Genomic DNA, 23505 nt, shown 5'->3' on the forward strand with positions numbered 1-23505 from the left:
TACCCGACGGTCCGCCCGGCAGGCGGACACCGCCCGCACCACCCCGGCCGCCGGGGCCCGACCTCCCCCAAGCTCTCGGCTTCGCTCGAGCAGGGGGTACCCCCACGCCCGGGCCCCGGCCCCCGAACCCCGCCACACCGAGGAGCAGGAAATGACCACGACCACTCCGGGCACCGCCCAGGTCGAGCTCGCCATCGGCGGCATGACCTGCGCCTCGTGCGCGGCCCGCATCGAGAAGAAGCTCAACCGCATGGACGGGGTCGAGGCCACCGTCAACTACGCCACCGAGAAGGCGAAGGTCACCTTCGACGCCGACATCGACGTCGCCGACCTGATCGCCACCGTCGAGGCCACCGGCTACACCGCCCAGGAGCCGCAGCCCGAGCGCCCGGCCGCCGACGGCGGGCCTGAGGGCCCCTCCGACGAGGAGAAGGCCGACGAGGAGCTGCGGCCCCTCAAGCAGCGGCTGATCACCGCCGTCTCGCTCGCCGTGCCCGTCATCGCGATGGCGATGATCCCGGCGCTGCAGATCGAGTACTGGCAGTGGCTGAGCCTCACGCTCGCCGCGCCGGTCGTCGTCTACGCCGCCTGGCCCTTCCACAGGGCCGCCTGGACCAACGCCAAGCACGGCGCGGCCACCATGGACACCCTGATCTCGGTCGGCACGATCGCCGCGTTCCTCTGGTCGCTGTGGGCGCTGTTCTTCGGGACCGCCGGTACGCCGGGCATGACGCACCCCTTCGAGTTCACGATCGCCCGCACCGACGGCGCCGGGAACATCTACCTGGAGGCCGCGGCCGGCGTCACCGCCTTCATCCTGGCCGGCCGGTACTTCGAGGCCCGCTCGAAGCGCAAGGCGGGCGCCGCGCTCAAGGCGCTGATGCAGCTGGGCGCGAAGGAGGTGACCGTCCTCAAGGACGGCCGCGAGGTCACCGTACCCACCGCCGAACTCCAGGTCGGGGACCGCTTCCTGGTCCGCCCGGGCGAGAAGATCGCCACCGACGGCACCGTCGTCGAGGGCTCCTCCGCCGTCGACGCCTCGATGCTGACCGGCGAGTCCGTGCCCGTCGAGGTCTCCGTCGGTGACTCCGTCACCGGCGCCACCCTGAACGCCGGCGGCCGCCTCGTCGTCGAGGCCACCCGCGTCGGCTCCGACACCCAGCTCGCCCGCATGGCGAAGCTCGTCGAGGACGCCCAGAACGGCAAGGCCGCCGCCCAGCGCCTCGCCGACAAGATCTCGGCCGTGTTCGTGCCGATCGTCATCGCCCTCGCGCTCGGCACCCTCGGCTTCTGGCTCGGCACCGGACAGGGCCTCACCGCCGCCTTCACCGCCGCCGTCGCCGTCCTGATCATCGCCTGCCCCTGCGCCCTCGGCCTCGCCACCCCGACCGCCCTCATGGTCGGCACCGGCCGCGGCGCCCAGCTCGGCATCCTCATCAAGGGCCCCGAGGTGCTGGAGTCCACCCGCAAGGTCGACACGATCGTCCTCGACAAGACCGGCACCGTCACCACCGGCCGGATGACCCTCATCAAGGTCCACACCGCCGACGGAGTCGACGAGACCGACGTCCTGCGCCTCGCCGGCGCCCTGGAGCACTCCTCCGAGCACCCCATCGCCCAGGCCGTCGCCACCGGCGCCGCCGCCAAGGTCGGCACCCTGCCCACCCCCGAGGACTTCGTGAACGTCCCCGGTCTCGGTGTCCAGGGCATCGTCGAGGGCCACGCCGTCCTCGTCGGCCGCGAGAAGCTCCTCGAAGAGTGGGCCATGGCCCTCCCGGCCGGGCTCAAGTCCGCGAAGGACGAGGCCGAGCAGGCCGGCAAGACCGCCATCGCGGTCGCCTGGGACGGCGAGGCGCGCGCGGTCCTGGAGGTCGCCGACGCCATCAAGGAGACCAGCGCCGAGGCGATCAGGCGGCTCCGCGCCCTCGGTCTCACCCCGATCCTGCTCACCGGTGACAACAAGGCGGTCGCCGAGTCCGTCGCCGCCGAGGTCGGCATCGACGAGGTCATCGCCGAGGTCATGCCGCAGGACAAGGTCGACGTCGTCAAGCGCCTTCAGGGCGAGGGGCGTTCGGTCGCCATGGTCGGCGACGGCGTCAACGACGCCGCCGCGCTCGCCCAGGCCGACCTGGGTCTGGCGATGGGCACCGGCACGGACGCCGCGATCGAGGCCGGCGACCTGACCCTCGTACGGGGCGACCTGCGGGCCGCGGCCGACGCGATCCGGCTCTCCCGCAAGACCCTCGGCACCATCCGCTCGAACCTCTTCTGGGCCTTCGCCTACAACGTGGCCGCCCTGCCGCTCGCCGCGGCCGGACTGCTCAACCCGATGATCGCGGGCGCGGCCATGGCCTTCTCCTCGGTCTTCGTGGTCGGCAACAGCCTCCGCCTGCGGGGCTTCCAGGCCGCCGACCGCTGACGAACTCCCTTCCGCGCCTATCTCCGAGGAGCCCGCCGTGGCCGGTTACGGACAGCACAAGGAAGACATCATCAGACGCCTGAGGCGCATCGAGGGCCAGGTCAGGGGCGTGCAGCGGATGGTCGACGAGGACGTGTACTGCATCGACGTCCTCACCCAGGTCTCCGCCATCAACGCGGCCCTCCAGTCCTGCGCGGTGGCCCTCCTGGACGAGCACCTCAGCTGCTGCGTCACGGAGGCCATCGCCCAGGGCGGGGACCAGGCGAAGGTGAAGGTGGGCGAGGCGTCGAAGGCGATCGCCCGGCTGATCCGGACGTGACGACGCAGTGAAGCAGGACCTCGCAGTGTCAACCGCTCTTGCGTGAAGGGCAGTCGGCGGACAGCGTGAGACTCAGCCGGAGACAGAGGCCGAGCAGCTGGCGGAGGAGCACCAGCTCCACCGATCCGGGCAGACCGGAGTCGCAGACCTTCGCGCAGGGGCGGTTCTTCATGAGGGTCGACATCCTGCCATCGTACCCCTGGGGGGTATACCTGGGCGGGGGAAGCGGCCCGTACGATGAGCCGCCCGTAGGGGAGGGGATGCACGTGCGCCGGCTGGGAGAGCTGGAGGCCGAGATCATGGACCGACTGTGGGCCTGGCAGCGGCCCGCCACGGTCCGCGAGATCGTCGACGACATCAATCGGGGACGGCGGGTCGCCTATACGACGGTGATGACGGTCGCGGACATCCTGCACCGCAAGGGCTGGCTCCGCCGCGAGAAGTCCGGGCGGGCCTGGCTGTACGAGCCGGTCCGCAGCCGCGAGGAGTACACGGCGGGCCTGATGCGGGACGCCCTCGGCGACAGCCAGGACCGCCCGGCCGCCCTCCTCCGCTTCGTCGAGGTCATCTCGGACGAGGACATGGCCGCCCTCGACGCGGCCCTCCGCGCCACACGGGCGGACCAGGGCCCGCGGACGGGAGGCGGGGCCCGTCCCGAGAACGGGGCCGGCGCGTGAACCATCACCTGCTCGTGCCGCTCGGGCTCGCGCTGCTCACCGGACTCCTCGTGCCCCTCCTGCTCGTCCGGGCCCGGTGGGCCCAGCAGGTGCCGCGGCTCGCGCTCGCCGTGTGGGCCGCGTGCGGCGCCGGCTTCGCGGCCGCGGCCGCACTGCTGCCCGCCCAGCTGGTCCTGACGGCCGACAGCAGCCACCGTCTCGCGGACATGCTGTTCACGCTCCGGCCGCCCACGCTCGGCCAGCTCCGGAACCTCGACGGGCGCGAGCTGTTCGCGTTCTCCCTCTCGCTCCTCGTCCTCTCGCTGCCCACCGCCGCGTTCGCCCGCGCTCTCGCCAGGGCCCGGCGGGTGCGGACGCGGCACGCCGGGGTGCTGCGGCTCGTCGGCCGGTACGACCCAGCGCTGCGGGCCACGGTCCTGGACGACGACCGGCCGGCCGTCTACTGCCTGCCGGGCCGTTCCCGCCGGGTCGTCGTCTCCTCCGGTGCGGTGCACACCCTCACCCCCGCCCAGCTGGCGGCGGCCCTCGCGCACGAGCGGGCGCACATCGCGGGGCGGCACCACCTCCTGGTCGCGGCGGCGGAGGCCTTCGCGGCCGTCTTCCCGCACCTCCCGCTCGCGCGCCAGGGCGGGACCGCCGTACCTCTGCTGCTCGAAATGGCCGCGGACGACCGGGCCTTGCGCCGGTGTACGCGGGACGCGCTCGCGACGGCGCTGTACGCGCTGGCCTCGGGGCGGGCGCCGCGGTCGGCGTTCGCCGCGGGCGGGCCGTCGGCGGCGCTGCGCATGCGGCGCATCCTCACCCCGCACAGCGCCGGACACCCCGTGCTGCGCGGGCTCCTCACGATCGCGGCGGCCGCCCTCGCGATGGCCCCCTTGATCGTCGCCTGCTGCTCGTTCCCCCAGTAATCGTGAACACCGTTATTTACTAAGCGAATTCGTAGATTTCGCATCGGTCACGAACTACGTAATACGCCGCTATTGTAGGTACGTTGGGGCTCGGACTCGGCACGTCGAAGGGTGCAAAACCAATGCAGCTCGCTGGCGTTCGTACGGCAGCGGCCGGCGACGCGACGACGATATCCAGACTGCTTGCCGACATCATCCGGAGCAGCTATGCCGGAATACTGGACGAAATCCCGATGCGGCGGCTGATCTCGGCCCAATGCGCACTCCCCCGCATACGCGCGGAAATTGAAATTCCGGGGGGCGCGCCCGGATGGCTCGGCTGGCTGGTCGCCACGGACGCGGAGGGCACGATCGTCGGCGTCGCCGCGGGCGGTGTCCCCGTGCCGGGCGAGGGCGAGGTGTACGCGCTGGCGGTGGAGCCGGGTTCGCGCCGCGCCGGGGTCGGTACGGCCCTGCTCGCCGCCGCGACCGAGCGGATGCGCGGCTACGGCGCCCGGGAGCAGCGGGTGGAGCTCCCGGCGACGGCCGATCCGGCGCTCCCCTTCTACTCCCGCCTGGGCTTCGCCGCCCTCTCCGAGAGACGGTGGAGCCGGCCGCTCGCCTGAAGCCCACCGTGGCAGATCCACGCCATCGCGTGTTCACGCAGCCCGATCCGGTGGATCGGGGTTCGTTCCCCAGGTCAGGATGGGTTCAGCGGCGCGGGCCCGGCGGCACGGGTTCCTCGTCCGGACGGCATGGACCGAGCGAGCCCCTGGAGGAGCGATGCACACACCGATCGGCACTTCCCTGCCCGTGGTGCCCGCAGCGCTCGCTCCGGTCCTGCCGTCCCGATACGGCCTCGACCAGGAGCCCGGCCCCGGCGCCGGCATCCGGGTCACCGCCGACACCCTCCCGGGGCTCGAATCGGTCTCCCCCGCCGACGAGAACTCGGTCTGGCTGCACGACGCCCTGCTCGGCCCGCACAGCGCGGACATCGTCCGCTATCTCAGCCTCGCCCGCTCCACCGGCGGACCCGTCCTCGACCTCGGCTCCGGCGCCGGGCGGCTCGCCGTCCCGTTCGCCCGGCACGGCTTCGCCGTGGAAGCCGTGGACCGGGACGCCTCGGCCCTGGAGCGCCTCGAAGGCTGGGCCCGCAGGATCGGTCCGCAGGTGGCCGGGCTCGTCGTCACCCATCGCGCGGAGCTCACCGAGCTCCGTCTGGAGGGCAGCTACCGGCTCGCGCTGCTCGCGGGCGCCATGGTCACCGCCGTCCCGCCGGACAGCCGTCCGGGGCTGCTCCGGGAGGTCGCCGCCCATCTGGAGACGGGCGGGGCGCTCGCCCTCGACTACACCGCGCACCAGCTGCCGGGGCTGGTCGCGGAGCCGCGGCGGACCTGGGCCTTTCAGGTGCCGCGCTTCGACGGGATCGACGAGTGGGTGGTGGCCCGGCAGGTGTTCGACCTGCCGTCGATGAGCGAGCGGATCACGTACTACGCGGCCAGGACCGGCAAGCTCTCCTCGGAGCGGGTGGTGCTGACCACCGACAAGTGGATCGTCGACCCGGAGCGGCTCGCGGCCGAGCTGCACTCGGCGGGGCTGCACATCGAGGGCCGGCGGCGGCACCGTATCGACGAGCGGACCGAGTCCGTCCTGCTCGTGTGCAGGGCGGACGACTGACCGATACGAACCTGCCCACGTTGACGAGCAAGAGGTACGATGCCCACAAAAGTTTGAGCCGACCAGGTGGCGGGCGGAGAAGATGGCAGTCGTGGAAGAGCTGACGGGCCGCGAGGCGGTGATCCAGCGCCTGCGCGATGTCGGGCTGCGGGTCACGGGCCCGCGCCTGGAGGTGCTCACGGTGCTCGCCGCCGGCGGCCATCTCGACGTCGAGGCGATCACCACGACCGCCCGCGAGCGGCTCGGCACGCTGACCAGCCAGGCCGTGTACGAGATGCTGCGGCACTTCCAGGAGACCGGCCTGGTCAGCAAGTTCGACCGGCCGGGCCTGCCCGCCGTCTTCGAGATCTCGGGACCGGCCCACCAGCACGCCCTGTGCACCTCCTGCGGCCGGGTGGAGAACGTCTCCGCGACCGCCCCCGCACCGCCCCGGGGCGCCCTGCCGCAGTGGCGGGTGGACGACGCGGAGGTCGTCTTCAAGGGCCTGTGCCCCGACTGCGCGGCGGCCGTCACTGCCTCCTGAGGCGCGGTCAACATCGTGCGTGTCGTTCGAATTTGTGGCAGGGTCTAGCGGGGCGATTCAACAGGGTCCGCGTGGATCCGAGGGGAGTCTGCTGCGCCGTGTCCAGAAACATCGCCGTGACCCGCGCGGGTAGCGATCAGGCTCTCGCCGTCTACCAGGAACTGCGCGCCCGCCCCGAGGCCGGCTTCGACGAGGTCGCGGACCGTTTCGAGCTCTCCGCCGACGAGCGGGAGCGATGTCGCTGCGAACTCGCCTCCTTAGGGCTGACCACCCCCCGTGATCTCTCGGAACCCGCCGTCCACACGGTCGTCGACCCCGATGTCGCCCTGCTCCGGCTGCTGCGCCGGGAGCGCGACCGGCTCCAGGACCGCCTCGCCGCGACCAGCCGCGCGCACACCGCCCTCGAAGCCCTCGCCGGACCGTTCCTCCGCGCCGGGGCCGCGCCCCGCTCCGAGGTCGAGGTGGAGATCGTCACCGACCCGCAGCGAGTGCTGCGCGAGCTGTCGGACCTGACGGAGACCGTCCGCACCGCCGTCCACGTCATGCACACCGGCTCCGTACGGCGCGAGGACATGGCCGCCGAGCTGGAGCGCGACCGCTCGCGGGCCGCCCGCGGGGTGCGGGTCCGCGCCATGTACAGCCGCCGTGTCGGCACCGTGCCCGAGATGACCCAGCACCTGGAGGACCGGGCGGCGCTCGGCGTGGAGCTGCGCCTCTCCCCCGTCGTCCCGATGAACATGGTCCTGGCCGACGAGAACTTCGCCCTGCTGCCGACGGACCCGCACGACCCGGACTCGCCCACCATCCTCGCCCGCGGCCCGGGACTGGTCCGCTCGTACCTCGCGCTGTACGAGTACTGCTGGCAGGCCGCCTCCCGGTACGGCGAGGAGCCCGCGGAGGCCGGCGGCGACGGGCTCTCGGACCAGCAGCGGGCCGCTCTGCACATGCTCGCCTCCGGCATCAAGGACGAGCAGATCGCCCGCAGCCTCGGGGTCTCGCTGCGGACGGTGAGCCGCCTCCTGTCCGAGGTCATGCAGGAGCTGGGGGCGGCCAGCCGCTTCGAGGCCGGCGTCAAGGCGGCCCGGCTCGGGCTGCTCGACGGCGAGGGGCCGGAACCCGTGGCCTAAGACTTGATCCGTAAGTCACGAAGGAGGTACGGACTGCATCCGGGCGGCTGGTCCGGGCGCTCCGGCGTGGTCACCTTGCGGTGGCTCATCCGGGGTTGCTCGGGGCCGGTCCGGAGTTCGGTGAGCAGAGGCCGGCAGTTCAGCTGGCTGCCGCAGGCGCTGTACCGGCAAGCCGGTGGTCAGAACCTCACGCGGTTGACTCACACTGGCCGTCTTCTCGGCCGTCACCGATCGTACCGCACCTATAACTCAATGAATTGCTGAACGCCTCTTGGGACGGGGCGACTCGAAGAATGAGGGGAGTCACTTCGCCATGACCACCGCGGGCGACGGCATCGGGGACGGTACGAGCGGCGTCCTGCTGGACGTGTACCAGGAGTTACGTCGCCGGGGCGTCTCGGACTTCGAGGAGGTCCGCAAGGAACTCGGGCTCGCTCCGGAGGAGTACGAGCGATGTCGCCGCGAACTGCTCGCCCTGGGCCTGATCGTGCCCACGGGGCAGGTGCACGCCACCATCGCCGCCGTGCAGGACGGCAGCTGGCGGTCCGAGACGGACTCGGTGGCGGCGATCGACCCGGAGATCGCGCTGTTGCGGCTCCTGGAGCGGGAGCGGGAGCGGCTGCGGGAGCATCTGGCCGAGGCGGACGAGGCGTACAGCACGCTGGAGATCCTCGCGGGTTCCTATCTGCGGGCCGAGGCGCTGACCCGGGCGGAGGCGCATGTGGAGGCGCTGACCGACTACCGCAGGATCCAGCAGGCCATCGAGGACATCACCGATGTGATGCAGGAGAGTTCGGCCTCGCTGCACCCGGGGACGCCGGGCCGGCAGAACCCGGAGCTGATGCTCGACCGGGACCGGCGGCAGCTCGCCAACGGGGTGCGGGTGCGCGCCATCTACGGCCGGCAGGAGGCCACGGACCCGCAGATGGAGAAGTTCCTCGGGCAGCGGGCCGAGCTGGGGGTGGAGATCCGGCTGGCGCCGGTGGTGCCGATGAACCTGATCATCGCCGACCAGCAGTTCGCGCTGGTGCCGATCCGGCCCGAGGAGCCGGGCGAGGGCGCGATCCTGGCGCGGGGCAGCGCACTCGTACGGCCGTATCTGAGCCTGTACGAGCACTGCTGGCACACGGCGACCCCGTACGGGAACGAGGCGGTGGCGGAGGCGGGCGGCGACGGGCTCTCGGAGCAACAGCGGGCCGCGCTGCACATGCTGGCCTCGGGGATGAAGGACGAGCGGATCGCACGGACGCTCGGGGTGTCGCTGCGGACGGTCAGCCGGATGATTTCGGAGCTGATGCAGGAGCTGGGGGCGACGAGCCGTTTCGAGGCGGGCGCGCGGGCCGTGCGGCTCGGCTGGCTGGACTGATTCTTTTCGGGAAGGCGCTGTTTCAAGAACGCAGCAGGGCCCCGCAATCGTGGCAGCGATTGCGGGGCCGTGCGCGTCCTTGCGGGTCCTTGCGAGTTCCTTGCGGGTCCTTGCGGGTCCTTGCGGGTCCTTGCGGGGAAGCGTTTCCGGAATTCCTGGGGGAATTACCCGGTGATCGGGCTCAGTTGGTGGGGGTCGGGTTCGGCGGAACGATCGGCCAGCCGTTGTCGTCCGCGACACCGGCGACGGTCTGGGGGGCGACCGGGGCGCTGTCGGGGGAGACGGCGAAGGCGGCGCCGGCCGCGACCGCCGTACAGGCCACCAGCGCGACCACGAACTGGCGGACGGCCTTGCGGATACCGGAGCTCTGCTGAACGGACATGATTCCTCCAGGACTTGGAATATCAATTCCGTCTTCCGGGGCCCGTGCCGCCGGGCGTTCCCTGAAGACATCTCCATTCTGTCCCGGCCCCCGAATCGAATCCAGGGATTCTCTCTGCGTGGACCCGCCATGGCGTGGATGCGTCAATGCGCCATCAGGACAACGGAATTGACGCATCCGGAGCTCGCCATACCTTTGGTCGAACCAAAAGAGGTGCTAGACTTGTGCTACGGCCTTCTCGTTCCTCCAGGAGAGAGAGGCCGCCGGGGCAGGGGCGTGCCGCCGCCCCTGCCCCACCCCCCGCTCCAGCGCCCCCCGGTAGACCTCGATGGTCCGGCCGGCCGACGCCCGCCAGCTCATCCCGCGCGCGTGACGCACCGCCGCCGCCCCCATCGTCTCCACGGCCTCCGGATGCGCCGCGAGCCAGCGCAGCCGGCGCGCGTACTCCACGGGGTCGTGGCCCCGCACGAGCAGCCCCGTCACCCCGTCCCACACCGCCGTCGGCAGCCCGCCGACCGCCGCCGCGAGCACCGGCGTCCCGCAGGCCTGCGCCTCCACCGCCACCAGACCGAAGGACTCGCTCCGCGACGGCACCACAAGCACGTCCGCCGCCCGGTACCAGTCCGCGAGCCGCTCCTGCGGTACGGGAGGGCAGGACCGCAGTACGTCGGTGACCCCGAGCTCCTCCGCGAGCCGCCGGGCCGAACCCCGCTCCGTCGCACCCGAGTGCCCGCCCACCACCGGCACCAGGAGCCGGCGACGCAGCTCCGGCGCCTCCCGCAGCAGCTCCGCCACCGCCCGTACGAGCACGTCCGGGCCCTTCAGGGGCTGGATGCGGCCGGCATAGAGCGGCACGAACGCCTCGGCCGGAAGCCCGAGCCGGGCCCGCGCCGCCGCCCGCCCGTCCCCCGGATGAAAAGTGCGCAGGTCGACCCCGGGCCGTACGACCTCCGTCCGCGCCCCCTCCGCCCCGTACAGCGAACGCAGCGCCTCCGCCTCGTCCGCCGTGTTCGCGATCAGCCGGTCCGCGCTGCCCACCACCTGGTGCTCGCCCCGGACCCGGAGCTCCGGCTCGGGGGTGTCGCCCTCGGCGAGCGAGGCGTTCTTCACCCGGGCCAGGGTGTGCGCGGTGTGCACGAGCGGTATCCGCCAGCCCACCTGGGCGATCCGGCCCGCCTGCCCGGAGAGCCAGTAGTGCGAGTGGACCAGGTCGTAGCGCCGCTCCTCCTTGAGCAGGGCGAGCGAGAACGGCACCACCAGGTCGGGCATGGCCTCCTTGGGCAGCGCCCGGCGCGGCCCGGCGTGGAGATGACGGACCCGGACGCCCGGGGCGAGCTCGACGAGCGGGGGCGCGCCCTCGCCCCGGCAGCGGGTGAACAGGTCGACCTCGGCGCCCTGTTCGGCGAGGGCGCGGGAGAGTTCGACCATGTAGACGTTCATGCCGCCGGCGTCCCCCGTCCCGGGCTGGTGGAGCGGGGAGGTGTGGACGCTGAGCATGGCGACGCGCAGGGACACGTGGGGCTCCTGTGAGGGGGAGGTGGGGGACCACGTGTCCCTGCGCGTCGCGCGCGCGGTCACGCGGCAGGGGCATTCCTACGGAAGTACTTAGTTGCTTAGTAGTGGGGGTCGTGACGTGGGATCAGAATCCGAAGACCGGACCGGACGGCGGCGCCAGCCGGGTTCCCGGCAGCGGTCCCGTCAGGGCCTGCCAGTCGACCGGGCGCCCCGGCTCCACCCGGAGCGCCGAGGCGAGCCGGCCGGCGCCCTCCGGCATCACCGGCCGCGACCACGCCGCAAGACCGGAGGCCACCGCCAACTGGGCGGCGAGGGCCGGGAGATGACGGCAGGAGGTGCTGGGCCGGCACCGCTCGTGGGCGTTGACGTGACCGAAGTCGGCCACCGAGCGGACCATCTCGTCGAGGACGGCGACCGCCCGGCGCGGGTCGAAGGCGTCGGGGCCGTACGCCTCGCGCAGGTCGTCCACGCCCCGGTGGAGCCGCCGCTCCAGGATCTCCCAGCCGGTGCCTCCGGGCAGCGCCTGCGGGGCGAGGCCGCCGCACTCCTCCCGTACGGCCGAGAAGAGCCGGGACAGCCAGCTGTTCCAGTTCTCGTCCAGCTCGCGCCGGGCGGCCGCGAGCCGCTCACGCTGGAAGACCGTGCGGCGGCCCAGCGGGCGGGCCTGGAGGACATGGCGGCGCAGGGTGTCGGAGCCGTACTCGGTGAGCAGGTCGAGCGCCCAGACGTTGCCCTCCTGGACGCCCTCCTCGATGACGTACGACTCGTTGACGTTGAAGTCCTGCGGCAGCTTGATGTCCTGCGCGAGCAGCAGCACCGGCAGCAGCACGGCGTGGCAGAACGCGTGCCCGAAACCGCAGAAGTGGATCGCGCGGCGGGGCAGCGGGCCCTTCGTGTCGTAGCCGAAGAGATGCATCGCGGCGGCCTCGAAGCAGCCGTCGATCCGGTGCTCGGGGAAGCCCTCCACCGGCACGTCCAGACCCCAGTCGGCGGGGTGGCCGACCGCGATGTCCGGCAGCCCGTCCTCGACGAGCGACTCGCACAGCGCGGCGAGCCGCGGCGGCAGGCCGGCGGTGGCCCAGTAGTCGGCGAGCGTCTCCCGGAACGGCTCCAGGGGCACGTACAGGCGACGGCAGCGGCGGGCGACCGCCGGGGTGTCGCAGAGCGCGCAGCGCGCCGAGATCAGGTCCCCGCCGTCGTTCGGCCGGGCGCACTCGTGGCACATCCCGCCGTCGCTGGCCGCGCCGCAGTGCGGGCAGGTGCCGGTGGCGTGCGCCCCGTGCAGCCATCGGTCGCACGGCTCGCAGTAAGGGAGCAGCCGGGTCCGGGGAGCGATGACGCCCTGCGCGTACAGCTTCGCGAAGAGGTCCTGCACCCAGCGGCCGTACCCCTTGTCGCGGCGCGGGCGCACGATGTGGTCGAACTCCACGCCCGAACGCAGCCAGTCGGCGGTGATCGCGGCCCGGTAGCCCTCCGCGACCTCCTCGGGCTTGCGGTGATGCCGCAGCGCCCGGACCTCGACGGAGCTGGCGTGGTCGGCGGTGCCGGTGGTGAACCGGACGGCCTCGCCGTCGGCGCGCAGATAGCGGGTGAGGACGTCGGCGGCGACGTACGGCCCGGCGAGGTGGCCGATGTGGAGTTCGCCGTGGGTGGCGGGAGGGGTCGCGGTGATCCAGACAGGGGTGCTCATGGGACCTCCTTGACGCGGTGGTTCTCGGGTGATCGGCGGGGCTGTCAGCGGGGCTCGAAGTGGAAGGACCGGATGAAGCAGTCACGGGGCTGCTCGACGGCGTAGACGATGCACTCGAAAAGGGCCTGCGTGGTGAGTTTCTCGTCGGGCGCTATTCCGTCGGGATTCGATCCGTCCCATTCCGCGAAGCGCGGGTCCGAGGTCGAGAAATCGGGCGGGAAGAGGGAGAAGACGCGGACCCCGGAGGGCCGCAGCCGGCGCGACAGGATGTCCGCGAAACCGGCCTGCGCGCTCTTCGCCGCCCAGAAGGCCTCGTGGGCGGCGCCGGCGGTCGCCGCGGAGGCGCCCTCGGCGTCGCGGACGGCGACCATGTTCACGATGTCGGGCCGCAGCGAGCCGCGCAGCAGCGGCAGGAAGTGCTTCACCATGAGGACCGTGCCGCCGGCCGTCGACTCGATCGTCTCCACGATCTCGGCGTCGCTGGCCGCCTCCAGGTCCATGCCGTCGAGCCAGCGGGCGCCGTTGTTGACCAACAGGTCGACGCGGTCGGTGCGTTCGCCGACGCGGGCCGCGAACTCGCGGATCTCGGCGGGCCGGCTCAGGTCGCAGCCGAAGGCGTGGATACGGTCACGGGCCGAGCCCATCACCTCGGTACGGGTCCGCTCGGCGGCCTCGACGGTCCGCGCCGACACGTAGACCTCGGCGCCGAGATGCGCGAATCCGACGGCGAGCGCGCGGCCGAAATAGCGGGACGCCCCGGTCACGACGACACGCAGATTCTCGAATTTCATGTGTGTCTGCTCTCCCCACGTCCCACGTCCCACGGATACCGATGGCCGGTCCATTTCAGCGTGGCAGAGGAATGGGGGTGAGGACCTTCCGGCAGGGGTGCGCATTCACGCCGTTGCGTGGATACGCCAGGGCAGCTCAAGGCTTCCGAGCACGACGGCGCGCTTGTGGTGGACGCGGACGCGGTCGGGTGCGGCGGAGACGGTGACGGTACCGGTGGGGGTGCGGACGGGCGCCCGTACGGCGGGCACGACGGTCCCGTCGATCGCCCCCGCGGCGGCGAGGGCGGCGGCACCGGTGAGCGCGAGCCGGGGATGCCAGCCGCCGACGGTGAGGGCCCGGACGGAGAGCCCGCCGGGGCCGTCGGTGAAGGCGGCGATCTTGGGGAGGGCGGAGTCCGGTGGATGCCCGAGGAGACGGGCGGCGGCGGCGCGGAGGGCGAGGAGCCGGCGGTGGAGGTCGGCCTCCGGCAGATGCCGTGCATCGACGAAGACGTACGGGTTGCCGTACCGCACGAGGGAGACGGGCACGCCGCCGTCGAGGATGTCGACGGGACGGCCGGTGGGGAGGGTGCCGGGTGCGGTGGGCGCCCGGAGAAAACTGAGCGTGTACGAGTCGCCGTACGGCTCACAGAGAACGGTGTCCCCGGTGGTCACGGAGCGGACGGTGAGGGGCTCTTGCCGCCCGTCGGCGACGACACAGGCGAGGAGGGAGTGCCCGCATCCGGCGCGGAAGTCGAAACGGCCGTCGGGGAGGGCTTGGACGAAGCGGTAGTGGAGGGCGCGGGGGTCGAAGAGGGCGATCTTGTTGAGGCGGGGGTAGGCGGTCCCGGCGAGGGCGCGTCGCAGGTGCGTCAGCTCTTCGGCCGACGCCAGCGCACCGACCGGAAGCCGGTCGCCCCGCAGCACGAGGGTGGGCCCGGGAGCGTCGAGGGCCCGGACGACGATGGCGCCGACCGTTGTGGGCGCGGGTTCGGGACGGGAAGGTCCCGGGGGTTCAGGCCGCACAGCCCACCGGGATCCGCATGCCCTGAACCACCTCCGTCCACAGCTCGTGGACCGCCAGGGCCCACAGCGCCTGGGCGTCGTGCTGCGTCGGGTGTGTCAGGTGCCGGGCGAGGAGTTTCGCCGCGCGGTCCGCGCGGATCTTGCCGCCGAGGACCAGCCGCGCCGGCGACAGCAGTTCGCGGACCAGGTCCAGCAAGGGCCCGCCCGGGGCCAGCATCGCCGCGACCGGGAGCGTGAAGGGCTGCTTGGGGCGCCGGAGGACCGACGCCGGAAGCAGTTCCGCCCCCGCCTCGTACAGCGCCCGCTTCCCCGTCCGCTCCCCCACCGGCAGGGCCCGCGCGTGCGCCACCACCGACGGCTGGCAGAACGGCAGGCGGGCTTCGACGGCCCACGCCATGGACAGGTGGTCGAGCCGCCGCAGGTGGTACGCCGGCAGCCGCCACCGTGTCTCGAAGGCGGTCATCGCGGTGAGCCGGTCCGCGCCCACGGCCTCCGCCGAGCGCAGCTCCTGCTCGATGCGGTCGGCGGCGGAGCCCGTATCCGCGATGTAGGCGCGGTAGTTGGCGGTGTACAGGTGCTCGCGGAGAAGGCGGGGCGCCGCCGAGAGCGCGTCCGTGTAGGCGCCGGCCCATTCGGGGCCCGCCGCCAGCGCCACCCGCATCCGGTCGTATCCGCCGAAGAGCTCGTCGGCGCCGTCTCCGGCGAGCGCGACGGTGAAGCCGTTCTCGCGGACGGCGCGGAAGAGGGCGTACGTGGAGAGGGTGATGGGGTCGGTGTTGGGCTGGCCGAGGTGGCGGACGGTCCGGGTGAGGAGCGAGCCGAGTTCGTCGGGGTCGACGGCGACCTCGTGGTGGACGGTCCGGGCGCGGCGGGCGACGGCACGGGCGTACGCGGCTTCGGAGTCGGGCCACCGGCCCCGGTAGGTGAGGTGGAAGGTGTGCAGCGGCGGCGCGTCGGTCTCGCGGGCGTGTTCGGCGGCGAGGGCGGTGACGAGCCCGGAGTCGAGGCCGCCGCTGGTGACGGCGCAGACGGGCACCTCGGCCCGGGCGAGCCGGCGCACCTCGTGCCGCAGGACGTCCTGGGTGTCACCGGCGGGCTTCGCGCGGTACGGGCCCCGGCGGCGGACGACAGGGGCGGCGCCGGGCCGTACGAGGGCGGTGGCACCGGGCGGCAGGACGTCGACGCCGTCGAGCGCGGTGTGGGTGGAGAAGGAGGTGCGGGTCGCGAGGAGGGTGTCGAGGGCGTCCTCGCGCGGGGAGATCCGTACCCCTTCGAAGGCGAGGAGCGCGGGGATCTCGGAGGCGAAGCGGGTGGACCCGTCGTACGGGTCGTGGTGCAGGTGGAGCGGTTTCATGCCCATGTCGTCGACGGCGAGGACGAGTTGCGTGGAGCCGGGCCGCAGGTCGAGGAGCGCGACGGCGAACATGCCGTCGAGGTGCTCGGCGAAGGCGGGGCCGTACTCGGCGTAGAGCGCGGGGAGCACGGTGCCGTCGCAGCGGTCGGGGAAGCGGTGGCCGCGGGCGGCGAGGGTACGGCGGAGCTCGGCGTGGTTGTAGATCTCGCCGTTGAGCACGGCGAGGATGCCGGGGAGGTGGGGCAGCCGGTAGGGCTGTTGTCCGCCGCAGGGGTCGGTGACGGCGAGCCGGTCGCAGCCGAGCGACCAGCCGGGGCCGCTGAGCACCTGGTGCTCGTCGGGGCCGCCGTGGCGCTGGCGGGCGGAGACCGCCGCGAGCTGGGCCGGCTCGGGGCGGTCCGCCCCGGCGGCGAAGGAGCCGAGGATCCTGCACATACCGGTCACCCTCCAAGCACGTCACGTAACCCGTTTCACCCAATGATTTGAATCTACCAAGTTTTTGAATGGCGCGTAAGTGCCATGTCCTGTTCACGCCACGACTTGGCCTTGCGACGCCCCCGGCACCCCAACAGGCTGGCCCCATGGAGGACTTCAACCGGACGGCCCCCGAGTCCCTGCTGGTCGTGGCCGCGCACCCGGACGACATCGAGTTCTGCGTCAGCGGCACCGTCATGCAGTGGATCGAGCGCGGCACCCGCGTCACGTACTGCATCGTCACGGACGGCGGCGCCGGCGGTTACGACGAAGCGCTCCCCCGCCAGGCCATGGCGGACCTGCGCCGCGCCGAACAGGTCCACTCCGCCAAGCTCAGCGGCGTCGCCGACGTGCGCTTCCTCGGCTACCCCGACAGCTTCGTGGAGCCCTCCGTGGAGCTCCGTCGCGACCTGTGCCGGGTCATCCGCGAAGTACGCCCACAGCGCGCGATCATCCCGTCGCCCGAGATCAACTGGGCGCGGGTCGCCGACCTCCACCCCGACCACCGCGCGGTCGGCGACGCCTGCCTGCGCGCGGTCTACCCCGAGGCCCGCAACCCCTTCGCGCACGCGGAACTCCTCAAGGAGGAGGGCCTGGAGCCGTGGACCGTCCACGAGCTGTGGCTGATGACCGGGCCGACCCCCAACCAGTACGTCGACGTCACCTCCGTCTTCGACCGCAAGGTGGAGGCCCTGCGCATCCACACCTCGCAGACGGCCCACTTCGACGACCTGGCGGGCCTCCTGCGCACCTGGCTCGGCGAACACGCGACGGCCGGCGGCCTGCCCCCGGGCTGCATGGCGGAGGCCTTCCAGATCGTGCACATCGACTGAGCCTTGTCGCCTCAGGGAGCGCATGAGACGGTGACTGACCAACGCACGTGATTCTGGGGGGAGTTCACGCCATGGCGATCGAGAGGTCGGACCGGGACAAGGCGCTGATGGACGAGTACGCCCTGCCCTGGGTGGAGGCGAACGAGGACGACGCCCAGGCGAGCGCCGAGCGCCTCCGCCCCTTCGGCTCCAAGTTCGCGAACGACCGGGCGGACGCGGGCAAGGCCGTCGAGCGGCTCGTGTCCAGCGGGGACGGCGAGGCGACCCGGGCGCTGGACGAGCACTGGAAGGGTGTGGCAGGCCAGTTCAAGCAGGTGTCCGCGGCGGCCGGGGTGATCGCCGACGGCATGGAGTCCTGCGGCGACATCGTCCGGGCCTCCAAGAACGCCGTGCTCGACCTCGTCGCCAACCTCCGGTCGGCGATCTCCCCCATCGGCGAGGGGGAGATGCCGTCCATCAGCGACGCCACCCGACAGGCACAGGCCGCGGAGGCGGAGAAGGCCAGGCCGCGGTTCCAGACCGAGGTCTCCTCCGCGAACACCCGCGGCAACGAGCACATCAAGCGCGTACAGAACGACGCCAACGTCCTGGCGCTCAAGTCCATCGCGGGACTGCCCGCGGGCGGAGGCGCCGGTGCCGGTTCCGGCACCCACAAGCGCGGCGCCGACAGCATGCACCTGGCCTCCGCCGGCGGCTCCTGGTGGGGCGATCTGGTCCACGACGAGGACGAGCACACCCGCGCGCGCAAGCGGCTCGGCGAGATCGCCGACCACATCCGCGACACCACCTCGCAGCCCCTCGCGCAGGCCGGCCTCCACATGACGGAGCTCGGCGCGAGCGGCGCCCTCGGCGCCACGCTCGCCGCCGGCCTCCGCCCGCTCCTCGACGACCTCGTCCTCGCCTCCCGCGCCCTCGCCGACCATCTGACCGGCCCGCTCTCCGACGCGATCAAGGCCGCGGCCGAGGACCAGAAGCGCAGGGAGGACGACATCCTGGACCGCTTCGGCTGGGGACGACGCTAGGGCCCGCCACACGCGGCGGGCCCCAGGTCATCAGGTACGGCGGGGGTTCAGCAGGCGCCGAGGTCCTGCCAGACGCCCCACTCGCCCGTGGTGCCGGGCTCCTCGCCGGTCGTCCACCACTTGGCCTTCCAGGTGTGGCCCTTGTGGGAGACCTGCTGGCCGCCCGTGTAGACGGCGGAGGAGACCCACGGCGTCGCCGTGCACTGGGTGGCGCCGCCGGTGACGGTCAGCGCGAAGACCGCGGCGTGACCGGCCGAGGGGCCCGCTCCGTTGACCACGATCTGGTACGTGCCGGAGACCGTGCCCGCGGTGGTGTTCAGGGTGAGGGTCGACGAGCCCCCGGCCGTCACCGAGGTGGGGCTGAGGGTGGCGGTGACGCCGGCGGGCAGGCCGCTGACCGAGAGGTTCACCGTCTGCGCCGCCCCGGCGGTGACGGCGGTCTTCACCGTCGCGGAGGTGGACGCGCCGGCGGTGACGGTGGCGGCGGCCGGGGTGGTGGTCACCGAGAAGTCGTCGGCCGGGGTCGTCGTCCCGCTGGTGAAGGGCGCGAAGATGTGCGAGAAGTCCCAGGTGTTCTGCTGGATGCCGGAGCAGCCGTCGGCGGCGGCACCGCCGGCGCAGCTGCCGTTGTCGCGCTGGAGCGCCCAGAACGAGAGGGTGTTGATGCCCTTGGAGACCGCCCAGTCGTAGACCGTGCGCGCGTTGGCGAGGGTGAAGGTCTCGGCCGGGCCGAAGTCGTCGACGCCGATCATCTCGATGATGCCGACCATGCCCCAGAGCTGGGCGGACGTCTTCGTGGGGTAGAGCTTGGCGAGCTGGTCGTACAGGCCCTGGGCGGCGGTCTTGGTGTCCGCGGCCATGTCGTGGGCGGCGTTGTCGTAGTAGTCGAAGGTCATGAGGTTGACGACGTCGACGCGGGCACCGTTGGTCACGGCGTTCTTGAGCACCGCGAGGCCGCTGGCGGCGAGGCCGTGCGTGGTCGTCGGGAGGGTGTACGAGATCTGGATCTGGCGCCCGTTGGCGGCGGCCCAGTCCTGGACGAGCTTGATGGCCTTGTTGCGGCGGTCGATGCCGGCGGTGTTGTCGAGGGAGTCGACCTCGATGTCCATGTCGAGCCGGGTGACGTCGTAGGTCGTGATGACCTTCTCGTACACGGCGGCGATCTGGTTGACGTCGGTGCAGCTGTCGGCGATCTCGGTGCCGGTGGTGTCGGCCGTGTAGCCGCCGAAGGAGGGGATGACGTCGCCGCCGCGGGACCGCATGGTCGCGATGTCGGCACCGAACGAGGACTGGGCGACGGGCAGCCCGGTGTCGCCGTTCCAGTACACGGTGCAGGAGCCCTTGGTGGCGGCCTGGAGGAACGCCATCGTGAGGTGCTTGGCGCCCGACTGGGCGCTGAGGGCGGCGGGGCTCTCGCCGGTCCAGGACTCGAAGTAGGGGGCGAAGACCCGGGCGGGGAGCGGGGTCGCGGCCTGGGCGGGGGCGGTGGCGACGGCGCCGAGGCCGAGGGCGGCCACGGCGGTCACGGCGGCGGTGAGGGCCGAACGGAGCGAACGTACGCGTCGTCTCATGGCGATCCCATGTCTGTGGGGGAGGGTGCGGGGCGTGCGTCAACGCCGTTGTGACGCACGACTGTTGGGATACGAAGTAACCCCCGCAACCATGAGCACGTCAATGGCCTGGACCAAACTTGGACTAGACCAATTACGCGATGCGATGCGTGGTGCATCCAGCGAGTACGGGCGGACGCTGGAGCGATGCGCGCGGCGGGCCGGATTGGTCCGGTGAGCCACGCGCAGGCCCCCGTCCGCCCCCTCTAGCGCCCGGACCGGGACCAGAAGCCCCCGCTCCCTCCCGGACGGGGCTCCATGGACCACGCCCCGTCCGCCTCGACGACGAGGAGCCGCGGGCCCCGGGGGAGGTCGCCCTTCCCGCGGCCCCGGTCACGCCGGCTGAACCGGTACTCCCAGTGGCCGCCCTTCCGGTGGGCCGCGACGCCGAAGTACCCCTTCTTGTCCTCGTCGCCCTCGAACCGGAACCGGACGCCGGTCTCGTCCCCGGTGTACGCGAGGACGTCCGGCCCGTACCCCTCCACCGGCCCGTCGAAGGCACGCAGCGTCGACACCGGCCGGAGCCTGATCATCCACCGGCCGCGCGTGTCGATCCTCAGCCGCAACGGCGACTGACCGTCGTGGTGCAGGATGCCCACCCCGCGCAGATCGTCCATGCGGCTCCGCATGACCTGCCGCCACCGGCGCTTGCGGATGGTCAGCGTGACGATGTCCAGGTACCCGGCACCCTTCTTCATCACGTCGACGGCGATGAAGCCACGAGGCAGGGTGAGGCCGGTCTCGACGTCCTCCTTCCCCTCCCCCTGGTACTCGACGTACGGGAACTCCGGGCCGAATTCGGCGGGAAGGGCGTTGAGCCGGCCGAGGGGCGCGGCGACCGGCGCACCGGAGTACGGGACGGGGGCACCGGCCTTCTCGACGGCGAGGGGAGCGGGGGCGGGGGCGGGCGCCTGCGGTACGACCTCCGGTACGGCCCCCACCACGATCTCGTCCTCGTCCCCCGCCTCGTCGTCCCCGGCCTCGTCGTCCGACGCCGAGAAGCCGAAGTCCGTCGCGAGGGCCGGCAGCCCCGAGTCGTACCCCTGCCCCACCGCCCGGAACTTCCACCCCCCGTTCCTGCGGTAGAACTCGCCCAGCAGGATCGCGGTCTCCGTCGTCGCGTCCTCGACCGCGTACAGCGCCAACTGCGCCCCGGTGGTGGCGCTCACCGCCCGTACGTACAGGCCCTCGACGTCCCCGAACGTCCCGCCGTCGCAGGACGCCGCCACCACGACCCGCTCCACGGAGTCCTCGATCCGACCGGGGTCGATCTCCAGCCAGTCGGCGACGACCCCGCCCTCGCCCTGGGCCTCCCCGAGGAGCCGTACACCGCTCCCGGCGTGCTCAGGCTGGTTGTAGAAGACCAGGTCCGCCCGGTCCCTGGCCTTGCCGTCCACGTCGACGAGCAGCGCGGCCGCGTCGACCTTCGGCGCTTCCGCCCCGCCGGACCGGCGGACGACGGCGACCCGCATCGGCTCACCGCTGAGCGGAAGGTTTCCCCCCTTGATGATCTGTGTCATGCCCGCATCCTGACAGCGCCACGGATCTCTCGTCCGGCCGACCGATGAGTTTCCGAACGCCCCTCGGTCATAGTGGGTGACAGCAAGCACGAGACCTGTGGGAGACCTTCAGATGCGCACCCTGATCAGCACCGCCTTCGTCTCGCTCGACGGCGTCGTCGAGGCCCCCGGCGGCGAGCCCGGCTACCGCAACTCCGGCTGGACCTTCAAGAACGTCGAGTTCCTCCCCGAGGCCTTCGAGATCAAGGGCCGCGAGCAGAAGGAGGCCGCCGCGATGCTCCTGGGCCGGACCAGCTACGAGGCCTTCAGCCCCGTCTGGCCGGACATGGAGGAGTTCGCCGACTACAAGGTGATGCCGAAGTACGTCGTGTCGACCACGCTCACCGAGGACGACCTCGTCGACAACTGGGGCGAGACGACGATCCTCCGCTCCCTCGACGAGGTCGCCGCCCTGAAGGAGACCGAGGGCGGCCCGATCATCGTCCACGGCAGCGCCTCCCTCAACCAGGCCCTCTCCGACGCGGGCCTGATCGACCGCTACCACCTGCTCGTCTTCCCCCTCCTGCTCGGCGCCGGCAAGCGACTCTTCAGCGCCACGGACAAGGACGCGCAGCAGCTGAAGCTCGTCGAGTACGAGGCGTACGCCAACGGCGTCCAGAAGCAGGTCTTCGACGTCGTCCGCTAACCCGGGTCCGGCAGCTCGCACCAGACGGTCTTGCCGTACGGCCCCTGGTCCACGCCCCAGCGCGCCGCCACCGCGTCGAGCAGCGCGAGCCCGCGCCGCATGCCGCTGGACCTGGCCCACCACGTGGACCGCGTGCTGGGGACGGACGGGTTCTTCGCGCGGGGCTGCGAGGACGTCCGCAAGGCGAAGCAGGGTGCGCACGCGGCGTACTTCGCACCGATCGCGGAGGCGGAGCAGCGGGCGCTGACGATCGACGAGTGGTGCAACGCGCTGATTCCGGGCCTGCTTCAGACCCCCGCGTACACCCGTGCGGTGATCCGTTCCACGCACCCGCTGAGCACTCCGGAGGAGATCGACACCAAGATCGCGTCGCGACTGAAGCGGGCGAAGCTCTTCGAGGACCCGAAGAAGCCCGAGTACTGGGTGGTCATGCCCGAGTCCCTCGTGCGGAATCCCGTGATCCCGGCAGGAGAGATGGCCGAGCAACTGGAGCACATCGCACAGCTCGTACAGCGTGGCCGGGTCATTCTGCAGATCCTGCCGTGGAACGCCCAGACGCTTCCGTTCACGGCCCTGACGCTGCTGTTCATGGAGTTCGAGGACGAAGCGCCGCTGGTGTACACCGAGGGTCCGTACCACGGCCAGACGGTGGACGATCCGTCCCTCGTGAAGCAGTACCGCAAGGCATACGATCGGCTGAGGGCCGCCGCTTTGCCGCCGGAGGCGTCCCTCGCCCTGCTCGAAGAAGCGGCTGAGGACTACCGACATGGCCAGCAACGCCCTTGATCTGACCGCCGCCGTCTGGCGCAAGAGCAGCTACAGCAACGGCGACGGCGGCAACTGCCTCGAAGTCGTCGACAACACCCCCGGCCTCGTCCCCGTCCGTGACTCCAAGCGCCCGGACGGCCCCGTCCTGCTTCTCCCCGTCGCCGCCTGGGCGCCGTTCGTCGAGGCCGTCAAGGCGGGCTGAGGCTCTACGGTCCGGCGCGTCAGAGTACGGCCAGCCGGTCCACCAGCAGTTCCGTTCTCCGTTCGGCGTACTCCGCCGGCAGCCGTCCCGCGCGGGTCAGGGTCGCGAGCCCGTGCAGGGACGCCCAGAAGGTCTCGGTGAACACTCCCGGGTGGACGTCGTCCCCGGCCACCTCGCCCAGGCTCTCCAGCAGCGCGGCGAACGCGTCCTTCAGCGGTTTCGGCGTGTCCTCCTGCGCGAACGCCAGACCGCCGTCGAGCTGGAACATGGCGTCGTAGACCGCCGGGTTGCGTGCGGCGAAGTCGAGGTAGGCGCGGGCGAGGGCGGTGACCCGGGCGCGCGGGCCGTCCGCGGCGGCGGCCGCGGCCCGCACGGCCGTGGCCATTTCGGCGGCGCCTTCGAGGGCGACGGCGCCGATGATCTCGCGCTTGCCGCGGAAGTGGCTGTAGAGGACGGGCTGGCTGTACTCGATGCGCTCGGCGAGCCGGCGGGTGGTGACCGCGTCCCAGCCCTGCTCCTCGGCGATTTCGCGGGCCGTGGCCACGATGAGGCGCTCACGGTCCGCCCGTTCGCGTTCCTTGCGTTCCTGTAGCGACATGATTCGATCCTAGCACCGCTAGACAATCGAGCGGCAGCAGTACTAGCGTTGCCTCATCAGC

Annotated in this window: 24 protein-coding genes; 14 read left to right on the forward strand and 10 right to left on the reverse strand. The window is 72.1% G+C overall.

Annotated elements, in window-relative coordinates; genetic code table 11:
• Positions 1-151 precede the first annotated feature (151 nt).
• Both AC07AW_RS06470 and AC07AW_RS06475 read left to right on the forward strand, forming a co-directional pair.
• Positions 152-2419, forward strand: coding sequence for a heavy metal translocating P-type ATPase (locus tag AC07AW_RS06470; RefSeq protein ID WP_478814315.1), 2268 nt, complete (start codon positions 152-154; stop codon positions 2417-2419).
• Positions 2420-2456: 37 nt separating this feature from the next.
• Positions 2457-2738 carry a metal-sensitive transcriptional regulator gene (locus tag AC07AW_RS06475; RefSeq protein WP_015035316.1) on the forward strand — a complete coding sequence of 94 codons (282 nt, stop codon included), beginning with the start codon at positions 2457-2459 and terminating at the stop codon, positions 2736-2738.
• 28 nt (positions 2739-2766) lie between these two features.
• On the opposite strand, the gene AC07AW_RS06480 is transcribed toward AC07AW_RS06475, so the two are convergent.
• On the reverse strand, positions 2767-2922 hold the full coding sequence (locus tag AC07AW_RS06480) for a hypothetical protein (protein WP_478814316.1): 156 nt from the start codon (positions 2920-2922) through the stop codon (positions 2767-2769).
• Between the two features lie 82 nt (positions 2923-3004).
• Between AC07AW_RS06480 and AC07AW_RS06485 the strand changes: the two genes are divergently transcribed.
• The 7 genes from AC07AW_RS06485 (at position 3005) to AC07AW_RS06515 (ending at position 8995) form a co-directional block, all read left to right on the forward strand.
• Positions 3005-3415 carry a BlaI/MecI/CopY family transcriptional regulator gene (locus AC07AW_RS06485; protein WP_478814317.1) on the forward strand — a complete coding sequence of 137 codons (411 nt, stop codon included), beginning with the start codon at positions 3005-3007 and terminating at the stop codon, positions 3413-3415.
• Positions 3412-4323: a M56 family metallopeptidase gene (locus tag AC07AW_RS06490; RefSeq protein ID WP_478814318.1), complete on the forward strand. Its 912-nt coding sequence runs from the start codon at positions 3412-3414 to the stop codon at positions 4321-4323. The genes AC07AW_RS06485 and AC07AW_RS06490 overlap by 4 nt, the downstream gene beginning before the upstream one ends.
• A gap of 122 nt (positions 4324-4445) precedes the next feature.
• Complete coding sequence (locus AC07AW_RS06495) at positions 4446-4928, forward strand: GNAT family N-acetyltransferase (RefSeq protein ID WP_478814319.1); 483 nt, start codon at positions 4446-4448, stop codon at positions 4926-4928.
• A 157-nt stretch (positions 4929-5085) separates the two neighbouring features.
• Positions 5086-5979 (forward strand): SAM-dependent methyltransferase, encoded by an 894-nt coding sequence (locus tag AC07AW_RS06500; RefSeq protein WP_478814320.1) that lies wholly within the window; start codon positions 5086-5088, stop codon positions 5977-5979.
• Between the two features lie 82 nt (positions 5980-6061).
• Positions 6062-6502, forward strand: a complete 441-nt coding sequence (locus AC07AW_RS06505) for a Fur family transcriptional regulator (RefSeq protein WP_478814321.1) — start codon at positions 6062-6064, stop codon at positions 6500-6502.
• Between the two features lie 98 nt (positions 6503-6600).
• Complete coding sequence (locus AC07AW_RS06510) at positions 6601-7629, forward strand: LuxR C-terminal-related transcriptional regulator (protein ID WP_478814322.1); 1029 nt, start codon at positions 6601-6603, stop codon at positions 7627-7629.
• A 313-nt stretch (positions 7630-7942) separates the two neighbouring features.
• Positions 7943-8995, forward strand: a complete 1053-nt coding sequence (locus tag AC07AW_RS06515) for a helix-turn-helix transcriptional regulator (RefSeq protein WP_478814323.1) — start codon at positions 7943-7945, stop codon at positions 8993-8995.
• 181 nt (positions 8996-9176) lie between these two features.
• Here the strand turns inward: AC07AW_RS06515 and AC07AW_RS06520 are convergent, their stop codons facing one another.
• The 6 genes from AC07AW_RS06520 to asnB form a co-directional block, all read right to left on the reverse strand.
• On the reverse strand, positions 9177-9377 hold the full coding sequence (locus AC07AW_RS06520) for a hypothetical protein (protein WP_478814324.1): 201 nt from the start codon (positions 9375-9377) through the stop codon (positions 9177-9179).
• A 216-nt stretch (positions 9378-9593) separates the two neighbouring features.
• The gene (gene mshA / locus AC07AW_RS06525) at positions 9594-10874 is read right to left on the reverse strand and encodes a D-inositol-3-phosphate glycosyltransferase (RefSeq protein WP_478814400.1); all 1281 of its coding nucleotides are present in this window, start codon (positions 10872-10874) and stop codon (positions 9594-9596) included.
• A gap of 142 nt (positions 10875-11016) precedes the next feature.
• Positions 11017-12582, reverse strand: a complete 1566-nt coding sequence (locus AC07AW_RS06530) for a class I tRNA ligase family protein (protein WP_478814325.1) — start codon at positions 12580-12582, stop codon at positions 11017-11019.
• A gap of 44 nt (positions 12583-12626) precedes the next feature.
• Positions 12627-13373 (reverse strand): SDR family oxidoreductase, encoded by a 747-nt coding sequence (locus AC07AW_RS06535; RefSeq protein ID WP_086832434.1) that lies wholly within the window; start codon positions 13371-13373, stop codon positions 12627-12629.
• Between the two features lie 105 nt (positions 13374-13478).
• On the reverse strand, positions 13479-14378 hold the full coding sequence (locus tag AC07AW_RS06540; protein WP_478814326.1) for a hypothetical protein: 900 nt from the start codon (positions 14376-14378) through the stop codon (positions 13479-13481).
• Positions 14368-16167: an asparagine synthase (glutamine-hydrolyzing) gene (asnB, locus tag AC07AW_RS06545; RefSeq protein WP_478814327.1), complete on the reverse strand. Its 1800-nt coding sequence runs from the start codon at positions 16165-16167 to the stop codon at positions 14368-14370. The genes AC07AW_RS06540 and asnB overlap by 11 nt, the downstream gene beginning before the upstream one ends.
• Before the next feature lie 146 nt (positions 16168-16313).
• On the opposite strand from asnB, the gene AC07AW_RS06550 reads away from it, so the two are divergent.
• Positions 16314-17039 carry a PIG-L deacetylase family protein gene (locus AC07AW_RS06550; protein WP_478814328.1) on the forward strand — a complete coding sequence of 242 codons (726 nt, stop codon included), beginning with the start codon at positions 16314-16316 and terminating at the stop codon, positions 17037-17039.
• Positions 17040-17110: 71 nt separating this feature from the next.
• Positions 17111-18061: a hypothetical protein gene (locus AC07AW_RS06555; protein WP_478814329.1), complete on the forward strand. Its 951-nt coding sequence runs from the start codon at positions 17111-17113 to the stop codon at positions 18059-18061.
• A 47-nt stretch (positions 18062-18108) separates the two neighbouring features.
• Here AC07AW_RS06555 and AC07AW_RS06560 read toward each other — a convergent pair whose 3' ends face one another.
• On the reverse strand, positions 18109-19632 hold the full coding sequence (locus AC07AW_RS06560; protein WP_478814330.1) for a chitinase: 1524 nt from the start codon (positions 19630-19632) through the stop codon (positions 18109-18111).
• Positions 19633-19877: 245 nt separating this feature from the next.
• Complete coding sequence (locus tag AC07AW_RS06565) at positions 19878-21191, reverse strand: TerD family protein (RefSeq protein ID WP_478814331.1); 1314 nt, start codon at positions 21189-21191, stop codon at positions 19878-19880.
• 112 nt (positions 21192-21303) lie between these two features.
• Between AC07AW_RS06565 and AC07AW_RS06570 the strand changes: the two genes are divergently transcribed.
• From AC07AW_RS06570 to AC07AW_RS06580, 3 genes are all read left to right on the forward strand, one after another.
• Positions 21304-21876, forward strand: a complete 573-nt coding sequence (locus AC07AW_RS06570; protein ID WP_478814332.1) for a dihydrofolate reductase family protein — start codon at positions 21304-21306, stop codon at positions 21874-21876.
• A 99-nt stretch (positions 21877-21975) separates the two neighbouring features.
• On the forward strand, positions 21976-22662 hold the full coding sequence (locus tag AC07AW_RS06575; protein WP_478814333.1) for a DUF5753 domain-containing protein: 687 nt from the start codon (positions 21976-21978) through the stop codon (positions 22660-22662).
• Positions 22643-22846, forward strand: coding sequence for a DUF397 domain-containing protein (locus tag AC07AW_RS06580; RefSeq protein ID WP_478814334.1), 204 nt, complete (start codon positions 22643-22645; stop codon positions 22844-22846). Before AC07AW_RS06575 ends, AC07AW_RS06580 begins: the two co-directional genes overlap by 20 nt.
• Before the next feature lie 19 nt (positions 22847-22865).
• Here AC07AW_RS06580 and AC07AW_RS06585 read toward each other — a convergent pair whose 3' ends face one another.
• On the reverse strand, positions 22866-23444 hold the full coding sequence (locus AC07AW_RS06585; protein WP_478814335.1) for a TetR/AcrR family transcriptional regulator: 579 nt from the start codon (positions 23442-23444) through the stop codon (positions 22866-22868).
• Positions 23445-23505 lie beyond the last annotated feature (61 nt).

The sequence above is a fragment of the Streptomyces sp. NPDC044003 genome (genome assembly GCF_056435185.1).

What these genes read in the sequence shown, in the direction of transcription:
- AC07AW_RS06470 (WP_478814315.1), top strand. Translation starts at nt 152, where the DNA reads ATGACCACGACCACTCCGGGCACCGCCCAGGTCGAGCTCGCCATCGGC.
- AC07AW_RS06480 (WP_478814316.1), bottom strand. Translation starts at nt 2,922, where the DNA reads ATGTCGACCCTCATGAAGAACCGCCCCTGCGCGAAGGTCTGCGACTCC.
- AC07AW_RS06495 (WP_478814319.1), top strand. Translation starts at nt 4,446, where the DNA reads ATGCAGCTCGCTGGCGTTCGTACGGCAGCGGCCGGCGACGCGACGACG.
- AC07AW_RS06500 (WP_478814320.1), top strand. Translation starts at nt 5,086, where the DNA reads ATGCACACACCGATCGGCACTTCCCTGCCCGTGGTGCCCGCAGCGCTC.
- AC07AW_RS06505 (WP_478814321.1), top strand. Translation starts at nt 6,062, where the DNA reads ATGGCAGTCGTGGAAGAGCTGACGGGCCGCGAGGCGGTGATCCAGCGC.
- AC07AW_RS06515 (WP_478814323.1), top strand. Translation starts at nt 7,943, where the DNA reads ATGACCACCGCGGGCGACGGCATCGGGGACGGTACGAGCGGCGTCCTG.
- AC07AW_RS06520 (WP_478814324.1), bottom strand. Translation starts at nt 9,377, where the DNA reads ATGTCCGTTCAGCAGAGCTCCGGTATCCGCAAGGCCGTCCGCCAGTTC.
- mshA (WP_478814400.1), bottom strand. Translation starts at nt 10,874, where the DNA reads ATGCTCAGCGTCCACACCTCCCCGCTCCACCAGCCCGGGACGGGGGAC.
- AC07AW_RS06530 (WP_478814325.1), bottom strand. Translation starts at nt 12,582, where the DNA reads ATGAGCACCCCTGTCTGGATCACCGCGACCCCTCCCGCCACCCACGGC.
- AC07AW_RS06535 (WP_086832434.1), bottom strand. Translation starts at nt 13,373, where the DNA reads ATGAAATTCGAGAATCTGCGTGTCGTCGTGACCGGGGCGTCCCGCTAT.
- asnB (WP_478814327.1), bottom strand. Translation starts at nt 16,167, where the DNA reads ATGTGCAGGATCCTCGGCTCCTTCGCCGCCGGGGCGGACCGCCCCGAG.
- AC07AW_RS06550 (WP_478814328.1), top strand. Translation starts at nt 16,314, where the DNA reads ATGGAGGACTTCAACCGGACGGCCCCCGAGTCCCTGCTGGTCGTGGCC.
- AC07AW_RS06555 (WP_478814329.1), top strand. Translation starts at nt 17,111, where the DNA reads ATGGCGATCGAGAGGTCGGACCGGGACAAGGCGCTGATGGACGAGTAC.
- AC07AW_RS06560 (WP_478814330.1), bottom strand. Translation starts at nt 19,632, where the DNA reads ATGAGACGACGCGTACGTTCGCTCCGTTCGGCCCTCACCGCCGCCGTG.
- AC07AW_RS06565 (WP_478814331.1), bottom strand. Translation starts at nt 21,191, where the DNA reads ATGACACAGATCATCAAGGGGGGAAACCTTCCGCTCAGCGGTGAGCCG.
- AC07AW_RS06570 (WP_478814332.1), top strand. Translation starts at nt 21,304, where the DNA reads ATGCGCACCCTGATCAGCACCGCCTTCGTCTCGCTCGACGGCGTCGTC.
- AC07AW_RS06575 (WP_478814333.1), top strand. Translation starts at nt 21,976, where the DNA reads ATGCCGCTGGACCTGGCCCACCACGTGGACCGCGTGCTGGGGACGGAC.
- AC07AW_RS06580 (WP_478814334.1), top strand. Translation starts at nt 22,643, where the DNA reads ATGGCCAGCAACGCCCTTGATCTGACCGCCGCCGTCTGGCGCAAGAGC.
- AC07AW_RS06585 (WP_478814335.1), bottom strand. Translation starts at nt 23,444, where the DNA reads ATGTCGCTACAGGAACGCAAGGAACGCGAACGGGCGGACCGTGAGCGC.